An 18,509-nucleotide genomic window follows, 5' to 3' on the forward strand; every position below is an offset into this window, starting at 1 on the left:
ACCTTTTACTTAATCAGGCGGCTGTGTTCGCCACACGTTGTTCACGATTTAATCCCTGAAGTGCCGATACATCGACGATCAGCGCGACGCTACCATCACCCAGGATGGTGGCAGCAGAGATCCCCGGCACTTTGCGGTAGTTGCTTTCCAGGTTCTTAACCACCACCTGATGCTGACCAATCAGCTGATCAACCAGCAGCGCGTAGCGGCGTCCGGCGCTTTGCAGGATCACAACGATACCCTGCGTGGCCTCGGTTTTTGCCCCGTCCACTTCGAACACTTTCCACAGTTCCACCAGCGGCAGATACTCGCCGCGTACTTCGAGCACGCGCTCCCCGCCCGCCAGCGGATGCAGATCTTCTTCACGCGGCTGGAGGGACTCCATCACCGCGTTCAGCGGCAGAATAAAGACTTCGTCCGCCACTTTAACGGACATGCCGTCAAGAATGGCCAGCGTCAGCGGCAGCAGGATACGAATCGTGGTGCCTGCACCCTGCTTAGACTGGATCTCAACGTGACCGCCCATCTCCTGAATGTTACGTTTCACCACGTCCATGCCCACGCCACGGCCGGAAACGTCGGTGACCTGCTCTGCGGTTGAGAAGCCCGGGGCAAAAATCAGCATGCCCACTTCTTCGTCCGTCATGTTTTCGTTGACCGCCATTCCCTGCGAGATCGCCTTCGCCAGAATGCGCTCGCGGTTCAGGCCCGCGCCGTCATCGGTCACTTCGATGCAGATGTTGCCGCCCTGATGTTCCGCTGACAGGATCAGGTTGCCCACGGGCGATTTTCCGGCTGCCACGCGATTTTCCGGCAGCTCGATGCCGTGGTCGAGGCTGTTACGCACCAGGTGCGTTAACGGGTCGATAATGCGTTCGATCAGGCTCTTGTCCAGCTCGGTGGAGCTGCCCATCAGCGTGAGTTCGATCTGTTTGTTGAGCTTGCCGGCCAGGTCGCGCACCAGGCGCGGGAAGCGGCTAAAGACATATTCCATCGGCATCATGCGGATGGACATCACCGATTCCTGCAAATCGCGGGCGTTACGTTGTAACTGGCCCATGCTGGTGATGAGATCGCCGTGAGTCACCGGGTCCAGCTCGTTGGAACGCTGGGCCAGCATCGACTGGGTGATCACCAGTTCACCCACCAGGTTGATTAGCTGATCCACTTTCTCCACCGCCACGCGAATGCTCGTGGACTCGCTGGAACGCGCCGCCGGTTTTTCACCGCGGGCCGGGGCAGCCGTCTCTTTTGGCACGGCTTTCAGTGCCGGGGCAGCGGCAACTACCGCAGGGGTATTCTCTGCCGGAGCTGGCGCTTCAACGGCCGCCGCCTCGGTTTCAAACGCAATCTGATCCGCTTCAATGACGAAGCAGAGCACTGCCACGATGTCATCCTGACCGATCCCGCCGTCAAGCGTCGCGGCCAGGCTGTCTTTGCCCTTCACCACGTTGCTGAGCGTCGCCAGGTTCCCCAGCTCCTCTTCCAGCAGGTTGACCTCGTTCTCCTTCAGACGTGACAGCACCACGCGCAGTTTTCCTGCGGGCGCGTCAGGCGCCGTAGCGGGTTCGGCCACGGCGTCAACAACGCTCAGTTTTGCCGCAGGGACAGCGGGCGCAGACGCCTCACCTTTGGCTTCCAGCGCTAACTGACGCAGCGCGTTGCAGATGTATTCAAAGCTGGCGGCATCAGGCTCTGCCGAACTTTTATAGGCGTCGAGCTGTTCCTGCATAATATCTTTCGTTTCCAAAAACAGGTTGATAATGTCGGTATTGAGCTGCATCTCACCGCGTCGTGCTTCATCCAGCAGGTTTTCCATTAAATGGGTGGTTTCCTGCAAAATGGTAAATCCAAACGTTCCGGCTCCGCCTTTAATGGAATGCGCCGCACGGAAGATGGCATTGAGCTGTTCTGAGTCCGGCGCCTCGGGCACCAGATCCAGCAAATGTTGCTCCATATCGGCCAACAATTCGTCGGCTTCATCAAAAAATGTCTGGTAAAAATCGGTAATATCCATGCTCACGCTATCACCTCGGATTGGCTGGTGGCGATGTTGGAACGGCAGCCGAAGGGACGGCCCCAGGCTGTTTTAAATCGTCCAGTGACTCATTCTGACTTTCGGCGTTTTCATGCAGGATGGCCTGCTCCGCCTGCTGGTTCAGCACTAAAAGACTGATACGACGGTTGATGGCGTCATCCGGTCCGCGGTCGGTAAGGCGCATGGTTGCAGCCATGCCGACCACGCGCAGGACCTTGCCATCATCAAGCCCACCCGCCACCAGCTCGCGACGCGAGGCGTTGGCGCGATCGGCAGAAAGCTCCCAGTTGCTGTATCCTTTCTCTCCCGTGGCGTACGGGAAATCATCCGTGTGTCCGGACAGGCTAATGCGGTTAGGAATACCGTTCAGTACCGGTGCAATCGCACGCAGAATATCGCGCATGTAGGGCTCGACATCGGCGCTGCCGGTTTTAAACATCGGCCGGTTCTGGCTGTCGATGATCTGAATACGCAGCCCTTCCTGTACCAGGTCAATTTTCAGATGCGGACGCAGCGCACGCAGCTTGGGGTCCGCTTCAATCAGCTGATCCAGGTCACCGCGCAGTTTTTTCAGGCGCGCCTGCTCCATCCGTTTTTTCAGCTCGTCGATGTTAGGCTGTTTTTTCACTTCGCCCTGCTGCTGGGTGTAATCGTCACCGCCGCCGGGGATCGGGCTGTCGCTGTTCGAAATGCGCGGCCCGCCGGTGACCGCCGTCGCCAGCGGCGTCCTGAAATATTCCGCAATCTGGATAAGCTCTTTCGGGCTGGAGATGGAGATCAGCCACATCACCAGGAAGAACGCCATCATGGCGGTCATAAAGTCGGCGTACGCGATCTTCCAGGAGCCGTGAGAACCGTGCCCGTGCCCCTTATGCTTGCGCTTTTTTACGATGACGATCGGATGGGACTGGTTTTTCATGCGTCCTCAGTTGTCGTCTGTTGGTTGGGGTTTTTCACCGCGCGCACGTGCTCTTCCAGTTCGATAAACGACGGACGTTCGCTGGAGTAGAGCGTCTTACGACCAAATTCGACGGCGATCGGCGGAGCATAACCGTTGAGGTTTGAGAGCAGCGTAATTTTCACGCACTGCATCATTTTGGTGGTTTCGGCGCTCTTCTGGCGCAGCACGCTCGCCAGCGGGGAGATAAAGCCGTAGGCCAGTAAAATACCGAGGAACGTCCCCACCATCGCGTGGGCAATCAGCGCGCCCAGCTCAGCCGCCGGGCGATCCGCCGAGGCCAGAGCATGTACCACGCCCATTACCGCCGCCACGATGCCGAACGCCGGAAGCGAGTCGCCCACCAGCGCCAGGCTGTTGGCCGGCACTTCGGATTCGCTCTCATGGGTTTCAATCTCTTCGTCCATCAGGGCTTCAATTTCGAAGGTGTTCATGTTGCCGCTGATGATCAGGCGCAGGTAATCGACGATAAAATCGAGCATCATCGCGTCGGCCAGAATACGCGGGTAGCTGGCGAAAATTTCGCTCTCTTTCGGATTTTCGATGTCCCGCTCCAGCGAGAACATCCCCTGCTGACGTGACTTCGCCATCAGGCGATAGAGCAGCGCCAGCAGATCCATATACATGCTTTTGGTGTATTTCGAGCGACGAAACAGCAGCGGAATCGCCTTCAGCGTGCCCTTAATCGATTTACCGTTGTTACCAACGATAAAAGCCCCTACCCCTGCACCGCCGATGATGACAAGTTCAGCCGGTTGATAGAGTGCTCCAAGGTGCCCGCCGGTCATCATGTAACCGCCGAAAACTGTACCGAGAACTACCAGGTAACCTAATAAGATAAGCACGACATCATCCTTCCGCTAGTGACTATGGCAGGACGTTCATTTCGAGCGCGAGACCTGAACGCAGGGTAAAAAAAAGCAGCGGTAATCGCTTACCGCTGCTGGAATCTTGCCCACAGGTTCGGGTTAAACAGCGTGTTCGATCTGTTCATCCAGCAGTTGTGGAATAATATCGGCAGCATCCCGGGAAAGTTTACGTCTTTTTACGGCTCGGGATGGAGGCTGGCACAAACTACAGGCGAAGCTGCCCGCAGGCTGATGCGCGTGGGTAATAAAATTGCCGTCACAGCAGTTGCAGCGCGACAATTCAAGCATGCCGCTTTCAACAAAACGCACCAGCGTCCAGGCGCGGGTCAGCGCCAGCAGAGGTCCCTCTTCCTGCTGCGGGCATTGCTCAAGGTAAAGTTTGTAGGCTTTGATCACGGCATCAACGCCGCTGCATAACCCCGTTTTAAGCAGGTACTGCCAGGCATTACAGAACATGGAAGCATGAATGTTCTGCTCCCAGGTCATGAACCAGTCAGTGGAAAACGGCAGCATGCCTTTTGGCGGCGGGCTACCACGCAGTTCTTTGTACAGCTTGATCAGACGACCACGGCTCAACTGCGTCTCGCTTTCCAGCATTTGTAAACGCGCGCCCAGCGTGATGAGTTCCATTGCCAGCTGGATATCACGGGCTTCCTGAACAATGCTTTTTTCGCTCATTGTTAAGCCCTTTTCTTCCGGGCTACGTCATCAGGCTGGCTGATTTCGTTGAGCAGACGGGTGGAGAGAAGAATACCGGTGTGGATTTGTTGCAGATCGTCCACGCGAGATTCCTGAGTCAGACGCGTAATGGTCTGCGGGTTATCAAAACGGAACTGGCAGACAAGTTGATTGGTTTCAGCCAGCTTGACCATTTGCGGGAGGGTTAATCCACCCAGCATGGTTGCCATCTCTTCGTTAACACCCAGACGAAACATCGCTGACGGTTTGTCCTGACTAATCAAACGCTGCGCGAGCAATAAATACGACAAATTGATGTCATAAATATGTTTTAGCAACTCGGATGTATGCATTTTTCCCATCCCGAATAACCAACTATTATTTTTATGCGGAAAGACCGCACCCCGTGATGTCGCCGGGAAATCACCCGGTATAAAAAGAAAAGGCCAAATGCATAGTTGAATTTAGGTTTGTACGTCGTAAAGCGCGTGACCGGTTAACATGGCCAAAATGTCGGTTACACATTTTATCTTTTCTTACAAATAACTAAGATTTTTCCTAATTTGACGCAAACTCTACTCGTCAGTTTTGACACATACAATGCAGCCCCCCCTGGAATTTAAAAAAAATGTGACCTTCGTCACATAATTTACGCGAATGTAACCCATAAATCCATCAGCGTGACTTGTAATTTGACTATTTATTGAGCAACCGAAGCTTGGTTATATTCTTATGGAACGAATACTCATGCAGAGGGATGAGTGGATCGGGTATGAAAATTGCTATGTCGGAGAAGCGCTGCCCTTCCGCGTCTGAACGGGCGCGAACGTCAGGGAACAGCCAGAGTTAATTAAGTAAAAACAGCAGGTTAAGCTTTCAATTCGAGACAGGAGCTTCCAGGGGTCAGCATCACGCTTGCGTTGACGATCGGTTAACGCGATTTAACAGCACGGAAGGCTAAATGTGTGATTTACGTTAAGTTGTTAATTACTTTCATTTAGCGCCGCCATTTCGTTATTCTTCTTATAAGAATAATTAATGAATAATTATGATAAGGTTCACACTATTGTCGCATGTACCTCTTGCAGAAGCGGCAGATTCGCGGTAAAGCTTGAGAAACGTGTCATTCTGACATAAAAGGAGTGTGTGATGAGTTACTCCCATCTTCTTGTTTCTGTTGCGGTTTCCCCAGAAAGTCATCAACTCGTCGCCCGTGCCGTTTCCATTGCCCGCCCGAACAACGCCCGCATAAGTCTGATCACCCTGGCAGCTGAACCCGAAATGTATAACCAACTGGCAGCGCCTATGCTGGAAGATATTCGTGAGGTTCTTCAGGAAGAAACGCAGCAATTTCTGCGCGAGCTGGTTGAGCGGGCAAACTATCCTGTCCATCAGACGGTGATTGCCACCGGGGAATTAAGTGAACATATTCTCGACATTTGTCGGAAACAGAATATTGATTTGGTCATTTGCGGAAATCATAACCAGAGCTTTTTTTCCCGGGCGGCATGCTCGGCAAAATCCATCGTTTCGTCAAGCCAGGTGGATGTCCTGCTGGTGCCTCTCGGGGGCAATTAATGCCCCCGAAGGAAATCAGGCGAGTTTAGGGAAGGTCGCGATCTTTTTTTGCAGATCACCTTCCTGACTTTGCGGCTGGATCGCGCGTAAATCGTCAATAAAACGCGCCTGCCAGCGGTTGATATCATTCTTGACGATGGTCTCCATCATTTCCGAATGACGTGAAATGCGTTCCGCAAGCGGCATGGTTAACGCGCGATTCAGGGCATTTGCCACGTCATCGCGATCGTAAGGGTTCACAACCAGCGCTGAGGTTAACTCGTTTGCCGCACCGGCAAATTGGGACAGCACCAGCACGCCCGGGTCAGCAGGATCTTGTGCTGCGACATACTCTTTTGCCACCAGATTCATCCCGTCGCGCAGCGGCGTGACCAGCCCGACGTCCGCATAGCGGAACACTTTCATCAGGATTTTGCGCTCAAAATGCTGATTCAGATAGAAAAGTGGAGTCCAGCCGAGCTGGCCATAGCGCCCGTTGATGCGCCCTGCTTCGGTCTCAAGCTGGTGACGAATATCCTGGTAGGCCTGAACCTCACCGCGCGAGGTCGGCGCTATCTGGGTGTAGCGGATCTTGCCATGATGCTGCGGGAATTTATCCAGCAGGGTTTCATAGGCGAGGAATCGCTCCGGCAACCCTTTGGAATAATCCAGTCGTTCAACCGAAAAGATATTCTTAACGTGCTTGAGTTCGTCCTTGAGCTGGGCAAGCTTCGGCGGCAGCGGACCGGAGGCCTGCTCGGCAATTTCGTCTGGCTCAATACCGATCGGGTAGACTTCGGTATGGAAATTTCGTCCCCACGCGGTATGAGATTTACCGCCGTGAGTGACCAGCCGGGTTTTGCCCGACACGCTGTCGAGGAAGGCCAGCCTGTCATTTTCCGTCTGGAAACCGAGCAGGTCGTAATCTGACAGCGCCTCCAGGATCTCCTCGTGCTGCGGCAGCGCCGTAAAGATCTCCGGGGTCGGGAACGGAATATGCAGGAAGAAACCGATTCGGTTATTCACACCCCGTTTCCGCAACTCCCTGGCGAAGGGCAGCAGATGATAATCGTGGATCCATAAGATATCGTCTTCTTCGATCAGCGGCAGTAGTTTATCTGCCAGCAGCGCGTTGACGCGCATGTAGCCTTCATAGGATTCACGCTGGAATTTCACCAGATCCAGACGATAGTGAAACGCTGGCCACAGCACGGCGTTTGAGAACTCGGAATAATATTCATCATAGTCCTTCTCGCTAAGGGCGAAGGAGGCCCACGTGATATTGCCCCGTGACACCTTTTTTAGCGGTTTCTCTTCGTTACTGATTTCCCCGCTCCAGCCAAACCAGAGACCACCCGCGGCTTTGAGGGCACCTAATACCCCGACCGCCAGGCCACCGGCACTGGCTTTTTTATCATCCGGCGGTGCGATGCGATTAGAGACGACGACTAAGCGACCCATAATGATTTCTCCCGTTGTTTTGCGCTATTTGTTGTTGTTGCTGGTTAGCGACGTCAGATATCCACTGCCAGACGCTGGCGACATTATCCAGCCGCCATCCGGCAATGGTTTCACCAGATCCAACCTTGACAGACATGCCCTGGGCCTGGTTTACCACCCTGAACCCGGCCTCGTCGGTCAGGTCATCCCCAAAAAAGACTGGCGTACGCCCTTTGAACGGCGCTTCCGCCATAAACGCTGCAATGGCAGCGCCTTTGTTAATTCCTGCCGGTTTAATCTCGACCACACATTTACCCGGCTGTAACGCCAGCTCCGGATGGGCTTCGGCCACGCTTCTTGCTATCGAAAATATCGCCGCCTCATGATGGGGCGCCTGACGGTAGTGCAGCGCAAAAGCCATGCCTTTGGCTTCCAGTTCCGTACCGGGAAGCATTTCCAGAGCCGAAGAGAGTTGCGCATGCAGCGCCTGAATCAGCGTGTCGGGGAGTGAAACTATATGCAGTTGATCATGGATATCGCGGCGCTCCGCTCCGTGCACACCGGCCAGCGGAAAGTGATAAGGACTGGCGAGCACGTCCAGCTCGGCCATTGAGCGCCCTGAAATCAATGCCAGTGCCCCCTCGTTCTGTCGGGAGAGCTGCTGCAAATTCTCTAACACCGTGTCCGGTACAACAACGTCATCCGGATGCGGTTCAATCCCGGCGAGCGTCCCGTCGAGGTCAAAAAAGAAAGCAAATTTTCCGGGCAGTACAGGCGGTGCGGTTAACAAGTCAGCCACCCTAATCCTCCTTACAGTGAACAAAACAGCCATGTAAGTATAGACAGTGTGACGGTGCTCGCCATTTAGCAACCGGCCCGTCAACAAAACTGGCGGGCCGGTCAGGGGGTCAACTATGGTTAATAGTTGAGCAGGTTAGTGGCTAAAAATAAATCAGACGGTACGCTTCGCTTTTTGCTTGTAACGGTCGAAGATCACCGCTGCCAGCAGGATCAGGCCGCGTACGACGTACTGAGAGAACGGAGAAATATTGAGCAGGTTCATGGCGTTCTCTACGGTCCCCAGAATCAAGATCCCCGCCACCACATATGAGATTTTTCCGATGCCGCCCTTGAGGGAAACGCCCCCCAAAACGCAGGCTGAGATGACTATCAGCTCATAACCAATGGAGGTCATAGGCTGGCCGCTGGTCATGCGCGACGCCAGAATAATCCCCGCCGCCGCCGATACCAGCCCGGAAAGCACGAAGATAATGATCTTGGTCCGTACGACCGGGACACCCGCCAGACGCGCCGCCTCTTCATTGCCGCCAATCGCCAGGGTATTTCGGCCAAAGGTGGTGCGGTTGAGCAGGAAACCGAACAGGATCAAACAGCCTACCGTCAGCCAGATTGGCGCAGGCAGCCCCAGCCAGTTGGCATAGCCCAGAGTGAAGAAACGCTCGTCTTCGATCCCGACCGCTTTGCCGTCGGAGATGATATAGGCCAGACCGCGCACGATTTGCATGGTCGCCAGCGTCGTAATCAGGGCGTTAATCTTCAGGCGCGCAATGACAAACCCGTTCACCAGGCCGCTCAACACGCCGAGCAGCAGCCCGGCCAGCACGCCGATCCACAGGCTTTCGGTCATGTTGATCACCACGGCAGTGGTGACGCCTGCACAGGCAATCACCGAGGCGACCGACAGGTCAAAATCACCGGAGGCCAGGCAGAACAGCATTCCGCAGGCCACCATGCCGGACATGGAGATAGCCAGCCCCAGCCCCTTCATATTGATGAACGTGGCGAAGTTCGGCACAAAAATCGCGCAGGCGACGAAGAGGGCAGCAAAGACCACCAGCATGCCGTACTGGTCCCAGATGCGGCCAAAACTGAAAGCCGACTTCGGCGCTCCGGATGTAGTAACAGAGGACATCATTGACTCCTTACTCAGGCGACAGCCTGGCTAACTTTAGGCATGGCGAGACTCAACGCCTGTTGTTCATTCGCCTGTTCATGCAGCAATTCACCGGCAATTTCGCCTTCACGCATCACTACAATGCGGTCGGCGACGCCCAGCACCTCGGGCAGATCGCTGGAGGCGAACAGGACCGCCACACCACGTTTTGCCAGTTCATAGATGACGTTATAGATTTCGTGTTTCGCCCCCACGTCAATACCGCGCGTTGGTTCATCCAGCAAAATGACCTTCATATCTTCCGATAGCCAGCGCCCCAGAATGGCTTTTTGCTGGTTACCGCCGGACAGGTTCATGATCAGCTGTTCAGCGCCGGGGGTTTTAATGTTCAGCGAACGGATATGGTGATCCGCGTTGCTCGCCTCCCAGCCGTCGTTAATCAGACATCCCGCGCGGATAAACTTGCGCCGGGCAGAGATGTTGATGTTGTCGCGCACCGAGTGCACCGGAATAATGCCCTCCGCCTTTCGATCCTCCGGGCAGAGCATAATCCCCGCGTTAATCGCCTGCGCAGGCTTCTGAATATCGACCTTTTTCCCGTCGACGAAAACCTGGCCCTGGGTTATGCGCGTCCCGCCAAACAGCCCTTTCATCAGCTCGCTGCGCCCTGCCCCCACAAGGCCAAACAGCCCGACGATTTCGCCGCTGCGCACCGAGAGTGAAATGGGCGTGCGCACGCCTGGGGCTTTGACGTTATCCAGACGCAGACGCTCCGGGCCATACTCGCGCGGTTTCCAGTGGTAAATGTCACCCAGATCGCGTCCGACCATCGCCTGCACCAGCTGATCGTGATTAACCTGCTGCATATCGGTGAAGGTGCGCACGTAGCGTCCATCTTTAAACACGGTGATGGCATCGCTTAAGGCAAAAATCTCTTCCATACGGTGAGAAACGTACAGAATGATGCGGCCCTCTTTGCGCAGCTCGCGGATCACGCGAAAGAGATTTTCTATTTCACGCGCCGAGAGCGAGCTGGTTGGCTCATCGAAGGCGATAATTTTGGCGTTACGCGCCAGCGCTTTGGCAATTTCCACCATCTGCCACTGGCCGATGGAGAGATACTTAAGGGGCGTTTGCGGATCGACATCCAGCCCAAGGTGCTTGAGCTGCAAGCCCGCTTCATAATTGAGCAGCGAGCGGTTGACCACGCCGCTTTTATGCGGAAGCTGGCCCAGATAGATGTTCTCCGCCACGGTCATTTCAGGAATGAGATGCAGCTCCTGATAGATGATGGCGACGCCCGCATTTAACGCTGCCGTGGTGTCGGCAAAGGCCACCTCTTCGCCGCGAATAGCCAGCGTGCCGGTGGTGGGCGTGTAGTTGCCGCTGAGAATTTTTAGCAGCGTGGATTTTCCCGCGCCATTCTCCCCCATCAGGGCGTGAACCTGGCCGGCATAGCAGTCGAAGCTGATATCGGTCAGCGCGTTTACACCGGGGAACGTTTTACCGATGCCGCGGAAAGAGAGATACGGATCAGACTGTTGCATAACGACTCCGTGATTCCTGTAGTGTGTACGTCTGGCCCCTCACGGTGAGGGAGGGGCGCAATCACAGCGTATTACTTACCGCCCAGTCCTTTTTTCGCCAGCTCCTCTTTGAAGTTATCGCGGGTGATCAGCACCACATCGGTCACTTCAGTGAATTTCGGCGGTTCAGCCCCTTTGGTCACCCAGTTGTAGAGCATTTCGCTGGATTTATAGCCGTGGACATCCGGGCTTGGCAGCAGTGAGCCATAGAAGCCGGTCGCCTGCGCTTTAGACAGTTCGCTCACGGCGTCAACACCGTTAATGCCGATCCCGATCACGTCCGGTGCTTTAAAACCCTGGCCTTCCGTTGCACGCACGCCGCCCAGTACGGTGTTGTCGTTCATCCCCACCACCAGCCAGTGCTTCACTTCCGGATGCTGGACGAGCATGGAGTTCGCCGCATCAAAGGCGCCCGGAATATCGTTGGATTTGGTCGGGACTTTGTAGATCTGTTTTTCAGGGAAGCCAGCCGCTTTCAGGGCGTCCATGGACCCGGTGGTACGACGACGGGCGGTGTCCAGCTCGTCTGCGGTAATAGCCATCACGGCGGTCTCTTTGACATCCCAGCCGCGTTTTTGCATCTCTTTATAGAGCTCCTGGCCCTGACGCTCACCGATTTTAGTGGCCGCCATCATTACCAGCGGAACGGTATCCATCGGTTTGCCTTTGGCATTCACGAACTGATCGTCCACCGCAATCACTTTCATGTCGTAACCGCGCGCTTTCGCGGCAATCGCTGACCCCAGTTTTGGATCCGGCGTACAGATAACGAAACCTTTCGCACCGCTGGCCGCCAGGCTATCAATGGCGTTCAACGTTTTCTCACCGTCAGGTACAGCGATTTTAATTACCTCAAATCCCAAATCTTTTCCGGCTTTATCAGCAAATTTCCATTCGGTCTGGAACCACGGTTCTTCAGGCTGTTTAACCAGAAAACCGAGCTTTAAATTTTCAGCGATAGCGGATTGTGACATAACGGCAGCCAGGCCGATGGCCGCCAGCGCTTTAGTAAATTTGTGCATGGTAAACTCCAGCTTAAGCATTCTTATCTGTAGGGAATAATGGCGAACAACTTATTTAATCGGACTTAAAACAAGGCATTAGCGCTTACCTTGTTATAAGCGTTATTGCTGGAGATAGTTTTAGCGGGAAATTAATCATCCATAAGAGAGCGACATCACACCGCAGAATTACAGTAATTGCGTACATAAATTCAGCGAAAAATGACATAAAAAAGGACGTAATTGTCCTACAAATGGAAAGGAGTTAAGCAGGATTATCCATAAGGTCAGCTAAGAAATCCCTGTAAGCCGGACGCCTTAGCGTCCGGCAGAAAATTTACCAGCGGTAATAGATGTGTTCAGCATGATCGCGCACGGGGGCGTCGACACCCAACAAACGAGCAGAGAGCGTCAGCGCAAAGTCAAAAGCGTGCCCCAGCCCCTTGCCGCTGATGAGGTTATTATCCTCCACGACCGGCGCATCTACATATACTCCATCATCAACGCTCTGCCACAGATCGCCGGAACAGACGTAGCGGCGCCCCTTCAGTAGCCCGTTACCGCCCAGCACCCGCGCGGCCGCAGAGCAGATCGGGCAGATAAGTTTGCCGTGCTCGTCATGCGCGGAAACAAAGCGGATCACCTCCTGGTTAGCAGCAAGATTGACGCTCCCCTGCGGCCCACCGGGCAACACGACCGCGTCATACAGCCTATTAATGCGCTCCGTTAACGTACTGTCAGCCACCATGGGGATATTATGGTAACTCACTACCGCACGGGACTCCGCGCAGGCCAGCGTCTCCACCTCAATCTGTAAACGCCGCAGAATATCAATAGTGATAATCGCTTCTGCTTCTTCAAAACCAGGTGCCAGCAGCACCGCAACGTTAGCCATCATAAACCTCAAATAATGAAACAATGTAAAACATCGTTTCATTTTCTCGCGTTATCAGATCACAATCTTGCGCCGCGATCACAGAACCGTATATTGAGTGAAAATTGATTTAGCTCAAATTTGATACGACAGGATATATTTGCAAATATTATTTCTGATTTATCACTTTTACAGAATTTCCCGCCAAAGAACGTTTACTGAAACGATAAAAATGAGCAAAATTAATTTTACACCCTTTTAAATCAACATGTTATATAATTACCAATCTCGTAACCTTCTTTCTATTCTGGGCTATATTTAAATTTGTAATCTATGGTAAACACAGCCCAATTAAGAGTTTTCTTAAGTCGAAGAGAAGCGTATGCTTATTTAAATCGAACACAGGAAGTGAATTTTCGAGTTTTTACCTTGCAGAAATCTATTTCTGCCATTCAATCGTCAATACCTGCCGGGTCAGGTTAAGTAGCGGACATCAAGTCCCACAGTCAATAAGGATATGAGAATGACTACCCAAACGATGATGCAAAAACTGAATGCCCAGATGAACCTGGAGTTTTATGCTTCAAATCTGCATCTGCATTTGAGCGCGTGGTGTTCCAGAAAAAGCCTCAACGGCACTGCCACCTTCTTTCGTACTCAGGCGCAAAGTAACGTCACGCACATGATGCGTGTCTTTAACTTTTTGAAAGCTGTCGGGGCAAACCCTACCGTCAAAGAGCTTGAAACGATTGAAGATAATTACACTTCTCTGGAAGAACTGTTCCAGAAAACGCTCGAAGAGTATGAGCAACGCTGTGCGAAGCTGAGCAAACTGGCTGATGAAGCCAAAGCGCAACGGGACATCATTACCCTCACGTTTTTACGCGATATGGACAGAGAGCAGCAGCAGGATGGCATGCTGCTAAAGACGCTCGCAGATGAAATCCGCAACGCGAAACGTGCGGGGATTTGTCTGGAGCAGACGGACCGCCATCTTCTCGACATAGCTACCGTGCAACACCACTAAGTCCCTTCACCCGCTCCCGTCAGGGGGTGGGTACCAACTCCCTGCTTTTGCTGACATTTAACAAATCAGATCTTGCTCCCAATGAATAACCACACATCGTGTAATGATTTGTTTAATTACATTCATTGACGAGGGAGCATCATGATCACCATTGAGTTTATTGTCATTATCCTCTGCCTGCTGATAGGCACCCGCTTCGGCGGGATGGGCCTGGGGCTGATAAGCGGTATCGGCCTGTTTATTTTAAGTTTTGTCTTTGGTCTGCAACCCGGTAAACCGCCCGTTGACGTGATGCTCACAATCCTCGCCGTCATCGGCTGTGCGGCCACGCTACAGACCGCCGGTGGCCTTAATGTAATGATGCAGTTTGCAGAGCGCCTGCTGCGTAAACATCCCCAACACATCACCCTTCTCGCACCGTTTACCACCTGGATGTTGACCTTCCTCTGCGGGACCGGTCACGTCGTCTACACCATGTTTCCCATTATCGCGGATATCGCCCTGAAAAAAGGCATTCGCCCGGAACGGCCGATGGCGGTGGCCTCGGTGGCCTCTCAGATGGCGATCACCGCCTCCCCCGTTTCCGTGGCCGTCGTTTCGCTGGTCTCGATTCTGGGTGCGCAGCACGGCATCGGTCACGCGTGGGGGATCCTCGAAATCCTCGCCGTTTCCGTACCGGCCTCACTGTCTGGCGTCGCCATTGCGGCACTGTGGAGCCTGCGCCGGGGGAAAAACCTCGCAGACGATACTGAATTTCAGGAAAAGCTGAAAGATCCGAAACAGCGGGAGTTTATCTATGGAGGAACGGAGACGTTGATGGATCAGCGTTTCCCGAAACAGGCCTACTGGTCCACGTGGATCTTCTTCGCCGGAATTGCCGTAGTGGTCCTGCTGGGTGCGCTGCCCGAGCTGCGTCCGGCGTTTGAGATCAAAGGCAAAATGACGGCCCTGTCGATGAACCTTGTCATTCAAATGATGATGCTGATCGCCGGGGCCATCATGCTGATGACCTGCAAGGTGAATGCGTCGGCCATTTCAAACGGGGCGGTATTTAAGGCGGGGATGGTCGCGATTTTCTCGGTGTTTGGCGTGGCGTGGATGAGCGATACCTTTTTTCAGGCGCATCTCGACGAGCTAAAAATGGCGCTGGAGGGGGTGGTGAAGAGTCATCCCTGGACGTATGCCATCGTGCTGTTCCTGGTATCAAAACTGGTCAACAGCCAGGCTGCGGCCTTGACCGCGGTCGCCCCGATGGGGTTGATGCTGGGTATCGATCCGAAAATGCTGGTGGCCTTCTTCCCGGCATCCTACGGCTACTTTGTGCTGCCGACCTATCCGAGCGATCTGGCCTGTATCGGATTCGATCGCTCCGGTACCACCCGCATCGGTAAATTCATCATCAACCACAGCTTTATTCTGCCGGGGCTGATTGGCGTCAGCTGTGCCTGCGTGGTGAGCTATCTGCTGGTGCAGTCGTTCTTCTGATCCTTCTGCGGGCGACAGGCTTTGTCGCCCTTCGACGTAAAAGCAGAAAAGGGTTTCTAATTTTAAAACATCGATTTATTTTAGTGTGACTCACCCTGCGGTGTGAAGCGGAGTTCAATCAGCGCAATCGCTTTCTGGATCGCGCGGAGCGTAACCGGGTCCGCCGCAGCAGGATGGTTGGTGAAATCGATATTTTTCAGTTGGGTCGACATCTTTTCGCGTACCTCAACCGGCGCGATAACGTCAATCACATCAAGGATTTGTTTGATAACCAGCTGACAGGCGACGACGTCAGATACCAGTTCCTGATCGGCGCTCAGGTTTTGTGACATGGGGTTCTCCTTATTCAAAGGCCGCCATAGTAGCAAAACAGACGCCCTTCCATCTCCCTCTCGTCGTCCGCAGACATAAAAAAACCTGCCGAAGCAGGTATTTTTATCAGAACATCGCACCCGGTGGGACGTCTTTAAACGTTGTGCAGTAGTTTGCCCACATGCTTTTCAGGATTTTGCGCAGTTTCATTATGTTGCTCCAGTAACGTGTTATGCAGGTGTTATTATCAATACGCTTATAATATGACCACCATCACAAAAATCAACCATTTTGTGACCTGCATCACGGTTATTAAACCCTCAGTGCTGCTGGTTTGTTAAAAAAAGCCATGATAAATCCGCACGTTACAGGCTTATAAATTCCAGTAAATGTTTATAAAATTTTTTGAGCGGGCAGGAAGAGAATGAGTGAAAACGTATCCGGCAAAGAGAGCCGTGGATTATCGCCTGCGGCGCTGCTGGTGGCCGGTGCTTTCTTTATGGAGTTTCTGGACGGGACGGTGATTGCCACCGCGCTGCCGGACATGGCAAAAAGCTTCGGTGTACAGGCCGTGGATCTGAATATCGGCATCAGCGCCTACCTGATCACCCTGGCCGTGCTGATCCCCGCCAGCGGCTGGATCGCCGACCGCTTCGGCGCGCGAAAAGTGTTTGCCCTCGCGCTGGCAATCTTCACGCTGGCCTCGGTATTTTGCGGCCTGTCCACCACGCTCGATCAGTTCGTCGCGATGCGCGTCCTTCAGGGCATGGGTGGCGCGCTGATGGTGCCCGTGGGTCGCCTGGCCGTGCTACGCACCACGCCAAAACATCAGCTCATCACGGCAATCGCCACCCTGACGTGGCCTGCGCTGGTCGCGCCGATCATCGGCCCGCCGCTGGGTGGGTTCATTACCAGCTATGCCGACTGGCGCTGGATCTTCTTTATTAACGTGCCGCTGGGGATAATCGCCATTTTGCTGGCACTGCGCATCATTCCAGACCTGCATGAAGATACGCGCCGACCGTTTGATTTACCGGGTTTTGTTGTCACCACCCTTGCCATGGTGAGCCTGGTTTATGCGATGGAGTTGATGGGCGCAGAGCCACTGCGGACAGGATTAACCGCCACGCTGTTTATCGTCGGTATCGTCGCGTTAAGTCTGGCACTGCGTCACTTTAAGCGGGCAACCTGGCCGATGATCAGACTCGATGCGATGCAGGTGCCGACGTTTCGCATCACCCTGTACGGCGGATCGCTGTTTCGCGCCTCCATCAGCGCGGTTCCGTTCCTGTTACCGCTGATGTTCCAGGTCGGCTTTGGCATGGACGCGTTCCATTCGGGCCTGCTGGTGCTGGCGGTTTTCGTTGGCAATCTCACCATTAAACCGGCGACGACGCCGCTTATCCGCAGCCTGGGGTTTAAGCGGCTGTTGCTGATTAACGGTGCGTTGAATGTCCTGGCGTTGCTGGCCTGCGCGTTTCTGACGCCGCAGACGCCCGCGTGGCTCGTCATGCTGATCCTCTATCTGGGCGGCGTTTTCCGTTCGATTCAGTTTACAGCCATCAGTACGCTGGCTTTTGCGGATGTGCCATCGGTGCAGATGAGCTATGCCAATACTCTGTTTTCAACCGCAACGCAGCTTGCCGTGGGGCTTGGGATCACGCTCGGGGCGATTGGTATTCGTATCGGGGAAAAAGTCAGTGAGGCGATGGGGATTGCCGGCATGCCGGGAATGAGCTTCCGGCTGGCATTTGTGGCGATCGCACTAATCTGCCTGGTGGGAATGGTTGACACGCTGCGTCTGACCAAAGATGCAGGCAGCGCGGTCTCATCGAAAAAGTAACGCTATCTGCCGGGCAGGCAACGCATCGCCCGGCAAAACGGAATCAGCCAACAATACCGCGCACGAAGGCTTCGATCTCTTTGTCCTGGCAGTTCTCGAAGAAGCACTGCTGGAAGCGCTGGCCTGAGACGGCGGTTTTAACCAGCTCAGGATCGATTGCTCGCAGGGTATCCAGATAGTTTTCTTTCACCACCGCCGCTTTCACCTGGTTCAGGATCCCGGCGTTACGCACCTGCGGCTCTTTACGCTCTGGTGGATAACCTTCGCCATTGCGTCCGGTAAACGCTTTCTCAAAGATAAAGCGTACGTTCAGTTCTGCCCCCCAGCCGAAGCCCTTCGCAAAAGGCAGAGAAAGCGCGTTACCGTTGTTGATTTGCGCAAACAGGAAGGCATCCGCAGGATCGATGCAGTAACCGCAAATCACACCCGGATGGATGTTCAGGGACATCAACGCGCCCTGCCCGGTACCGCAGCCGGTGACAACAAAATCGACAGCTTTAGCGTTAAGCAGAATGCTCGCCATGATGCCCAGGTGAATATAGGTGAGATGATGATCGTTCTCATCACTCATACCGACGTTATAGACCGGGAAACCTTTCTCATCAGCAACGGCTTTCAGCTCATTAAGGATGATGGGATTTTTAGCGGCCTGGCTGTTTTCCATCATCAGTGCAATTTTCATCTTGTCTCTCCTGAATGCATGGCGGGCGATCCCGCTGTGGATACTTTTACCACTTAACCTTACTATCAAACAAACACACTTTCAAATTAAGTGAAAACTTGTTTTAAAAAACAAAGATGCGCTCACAATTTCGCGCGGTGGCCCGGCTCGTTGCACAGTGAGAGGGCAGATCCTCCGGCTATTCCGGCCATTGCGTCATATCGCGTTGGTTACAATGGCGTATTTCCCGTCACGCAGAGTGAAC

18 protein-coding genes are annotated in these 18,509 nt (G+C 53.9%); 4 read left to right on the forward strand and 14 right to left on the reverse strand.

Going from position 1 to position 18,509, the window contains the following annotated elements:
- Positions 1 to 13: 13 nt before the first annotated feature.
- The 5 genes from cheA to flhD all read right to left on the reverse strand — a co-directional run bounded on the left by cheA (position 14) and on the right by flhD (position 4,896).
- Positions 14 to 2,023, reverse strand: a complete 2,010-nt coding sequence (cheA, locus tag O1724_RS14110) for a chemotaxis protein CheA (protein ID WP_003859698.1) — start codon at positions 2,021 to 2,023, stop codon at positions 14 to 16.
- 4 nt (positions 2,024 to 2,027) lie between these two features.
- Positions 2,028 to 2,957: a flagellar motor protein MotB gene (gene motB / locus O1724_RS14115; RefSeq protein WP_003859697.1), complete on the reverse strand. Its 930-nt coding sequence runs from the start codon at positions 2,955 to 2,957 to the stop codon at positions 2,028 to 2,030.
- Positions 2,954 to 3,841, reverse strand: a complete 888-nt coding sequence (gene motA, locus O1724_RS14120) for a flagellar motor stator protein MotA (RefSeq protein ID WP_003859696.1) — start codon at positions 3,839 to 3,841, stop codon at positions 2,954 to 2,956. The genes motB and motA overlap by 4 nt, the downstream gene beginning before the upstream one ends.
- A 123-nt stretch (positions 3,842 to 3,964) precedes the next feature.
- The gene (gene flhC / locus O1724_RS14125) at positions 3,965 to 4,543 is read right to left on the reverse strand and encodes a flagellar transcriptional regulator FlhC (protein WP_003859695.1); all 579 of its coding nucleotides are present in this window, start codon (positions 4,541 to 4,543) and stop codon (positions 3,965 to 3,967) included.
- 2 nt (positions 4,544 to 4,545) lie between these two features.
- Positions 4,546 to 4,896 carry a flagellar transcriptional regulator FlhD gene (flhD, locus tag O1724_RS14130; RefSeq protein ID WP_003859693.1) on the reverse strand — a complete coding sequence of 117 codons (351 nt, stop codon included), beginning with the start codon at positions 4,894 to 4,896 and terminating at the stop codon, positions 4,546 to 4,548.
- A 796-nt stretch (positions 4,897 to 5,692) separates the two neighbouring features.
- Between flhD and uspC the strand changes: the two genes are divergently transcribed.
- On the forward strand, positions 5,693 to 6,121 hold the full coding sequence (uspC, locus tag O1724_RS14135; protein WP_003859692.1) for a universal stress protein UspC: 429 nt from the start codon (positions 5,693 to 5,695) through the stop codon (positions 6,119 to 6,121).
- 15 nt (positions 6,122 to 6,136) lie between these two features.
- Here uspC and otsA read toward each other — a convergent pair whose 3' ends face one another.
- The 6 genes from otsA to O1724_RS14165 all read right to left on the reverse strand — a co-directional run bounded on the left by otsA (position 6,137) and on the right by O1724_RS14165 (position 12,937).
- Positions 6,137 to 7,561 (reverse strand): alpha,alpha-trehalose-phosphate synthase, encoded by a 1,425-nt coding sequence (gene otsA / locus O1724_RS14140; protein WP_058659455.1) that lies wholly within the window; start codon positions 7,559 to 7,561, stop codon positions 6,137 to 6,139.
- Positions 7,536 to 8,339 carry a trehalose-phosphatase gene (gene otsB / locus O1724_RS14145; RefSeq protein ID WP_003859690.1) on the reverse strand — a complete coding sequence of 268 codons (804 nt, stop codon included), beginning with the start codon at positions 8,337 to 8,339 and terminating at the stop codon, positions 7,536 to 7,538. Before otsB ends, otsA begins: the two co-directional genes overlap by 26 nt.
- A 153-nt stretch (positions 8,340 to 8,492) precedes the next feature.
- Positions 8,493 to 9,473, reverse strand: coding sequence for an arabinose ABC transporter permease AraH (gene araH / locus O1724_RS14150; protein ID WP_003859689.1), 981 nt, complete (start codon positions 9,471 to 9,473; stop codon positions 8,493 to 8,495).
- 14 nt (positions 9,474 to 9,487) lie between these two features.
- Positions 9,488 to 11,002 carry an L-arabinose ABC transporter ATP-binding protein AraG gene (gene araG, locus O1724_RS14155; protein WP_003859688.1) on the reverse strand — a complete coding sequence of 505 codons (1,515 nt, stop codon included), beginning with the start codon at positions 11,000 to 11,002 and terminating at the stop codon, positions 9,488 to 9,490.
- 71 nt (positions 11,003 to 11,073) lie between these two features.
- Entirely contained in the window at positions 11,074 to 12,063 is a 990-nt protein-coding gene (gene araF / locus O1724_RS14160; protein WP_003859687.1) for an arabinose ABC transporter substrate-binding protein AraF, read from the reverse strand.
- A 316-nt stretch (positions 12,064 to 12,379) separates the two neighbouring features.
- Positions 12,380 to 12,937: a DJ-1/PfpI family protein gene (locus O1724_RS14165; protein ID WP_023314363.1), complete on the reverse strand. Its 558-nt coding sequence runs from the start codon at positions 12,935 to 12,937 to the stop codon at positions 12,380 to 12,382.
- Positions 12,938 to 13,439: 502 nt separating this feature from the next.
- Here O1724_RS14165 and O1724_RS14170 point away from each other — a divergent pair.
- Together O1724_RS14170 and O1724_RS14175 are read left to right on the forward strand one after the other, a co-directional pair.
- Positions 13,440 to 13,943, forward strand: coding sequence for a non-heme ferritin-like protein (locus tag O1724_RS14170; RefSeq protein ID WP_032609548.1), 504 nt, complete (start codon positions 13,440 to 13,442; stop codon positions 13,941 to 13,943).
- A 141-nt stretch (positions 13,944 to 14,084) separates the two neighbouring features.
- Positions 14,085 to 15,428 (forward strand): anaerobic C4-dicarboxylate transporter, encoded by a 1,344-nt coding sequence (locus tag O1724_RS14175; protein WP_023324892.1) that lies wholly within the window; start codon positions 14,085 to 14,087, stop codon positions 15,426 to 15,428.
- Positions 15,429 to 15,508: 80 nt separating this feature from the next.
- Here O1724_RS14175 and O1724_RS14180 read toward each other — a convergent pair whose 3' ends face one another.
- Together O1724_RS14180 and azuC are read right to left on the reverse strand one after the other, a co-directional pair.
- Entirely contained in the window at positions 15,509 to 15,760 is a 252-nt protein-coding gene (locus O1724_RS14180; protein WP_003859683.1) for a DUF2766 family protein, read from the reverse strand.
- A 106-nt stretch (positions 15,761 to 15,866) separates the two neighbouring features.
- Positions 15,867 to 15,950 carry a stress response protein AzuC gene (gene azuC, locus O1724_RS14185; RefSeq protein WP_003859682.1) on the reverse strand — a complete coding sequence of 28 codons (84 nt, stop codon included), beginning with the start codon at positions 15,948 to 15,950 and terminating at the stop codon, positions 15,867 to 15,869.
- A 214-nt stretch (positions 15,951 to 16,164) separates the two neighbouring features.
- Between azuC and O1724_RS14190 the strand changes: the two genes are divergently transcribed.
- Positions 16,165 to 17,583 carry an MFS transporter gene (locus O1724_RS14190; protein WP_479983887.1) on the forward strand — a complete coding sequence of 473 codons (1,419 nt, stop codon included), beginning with the start codon at positions 16,165 to 16,167 and terminating at the stop codon, positions 17,581 to 17,583.
- 43 nt (positions 17,584 to 17,626) lie between these two features.
- Here the strand turns inward: O1724_RS14190 and O1724_RS14195 are convergent, their stop codons facing one another.
- Positions 17,627 to 18,265, reverse strand: a complete 639-nt coding sequence (locus O1724_RS14195) for an RpiB/LacA/LacB family sugar-phosphate isomerase (RefSeq protein WP_003859680.1) — start codon at positions 18,263 to 18,265, stop codon at positions 17,627 to 17,629.
- Positions 18,266 to 18,509: the final 244 nt, after the last annotated feature.

The organism is Enterobacter cloacae complex sp. HYC074_NIDB, assembly GCF_056673345.1.

Bases quoted from the DNA above. Each gene is read 5' to 3' on its own strand.
- motB (WP_003859697.1), bottom strand. From the start codon at position 2,957: ATGAAAAACCAGTCCCATCCGATCGTCATCGTAAAAAAGCGCAAGCAT.
- flhC (WP_003859695.1), bottom strand. From the start codon at position 4,543: ATGAGCGAAAAAAGCATTGTTCAGGAAGCCCGTGATATCCAGCTGGCA.
- flhD (WP_003859693.1), bottom strand. From the start codon at position 4,896: ATGCATACATCCGAGTTGCTAAAACATATTTATGACATCAATTTGTCG.
- uspC (WP_003859692.1), top strand. From the start codon at position 5,693: ATGAGTTACTCCCATCTTCTTGTTTCTGTTGCGGTTTCCCCAGAAAGT.
- otsA (WP_058659455.1), bottom strand. From the start codon at position 7,561: ATGGGTCGCTTAGTCGTCGTCTCTAATCGCATCGCACCGCCGGATGAT.
- araH (WP_003859689.1), bottom strand. From the start codon at position 9,473: ATGTCCTCTGTTACTACATCCGGAGCGCCGAAGTCGGCTTTCAGTTTT.
- araG (WP_003859688.1), bottom strand. From the start codon at position 11,002: ATGCAACAGTCTGATCCGTATCTCTCTTTCCGCGGCATCGGTAAAACG.
- araF (WP_003859687.1), bottom strand. From the start codon at position 12,063: ATGCACAAATTTACTAAAGCGCTGGCGGCCATCGGCCTGGCTGCCGTT.
- O1724_RS14165 (WP_023314363.1), bottom strand. From the start codon at position 12,937: ATGGCTAACGTTGCGGTGCTGCTGGCACCTGGTTTTGAAGAAGCAGAA.
- O1724_RS14170 (WP_032609548.1), top strand. From the start codon at position 13,440: ATGACTACCCAAACGATGATGCAAAAACTGAATGCCCAGATGAACCTG.
- O1724_RS14175 (WP_023324892.1), top strand. From the start codon at position 14,085: ATGATCACCATTGAGTTTATTGTCATTATCCTCTGCCTGCTGATAGGC.
- O1724_RS14180 (WP_003859683.1), bottom strand. From the start codon at position 15,760: ATGTCACAAAACCTGAGCGCCGATCAGGAACTGGTATCTGACGTCGTC.
- azuC (WP_003859682.1), bottom strand. From the start codon at position 15,950: ATGAAACTGCGCAAAATCCTGAAAAGCATGTGGGCAAACTACTGCACA.
- O1724_RS14190 (WP_479983887.1), top strand. From the start codon at position 16,165: ATGAGTGAAAACGTATCCGGCAAAGAGAGCCGTGGATTATCGCCTGCG.
- O1724_RS14195 (WP_003859680.1), bottom strand. From the start codon at position 18,265: ATGAAAATTGCACTGATGATGGAAAACAGCCAGGCCGCTAAAAATCCC.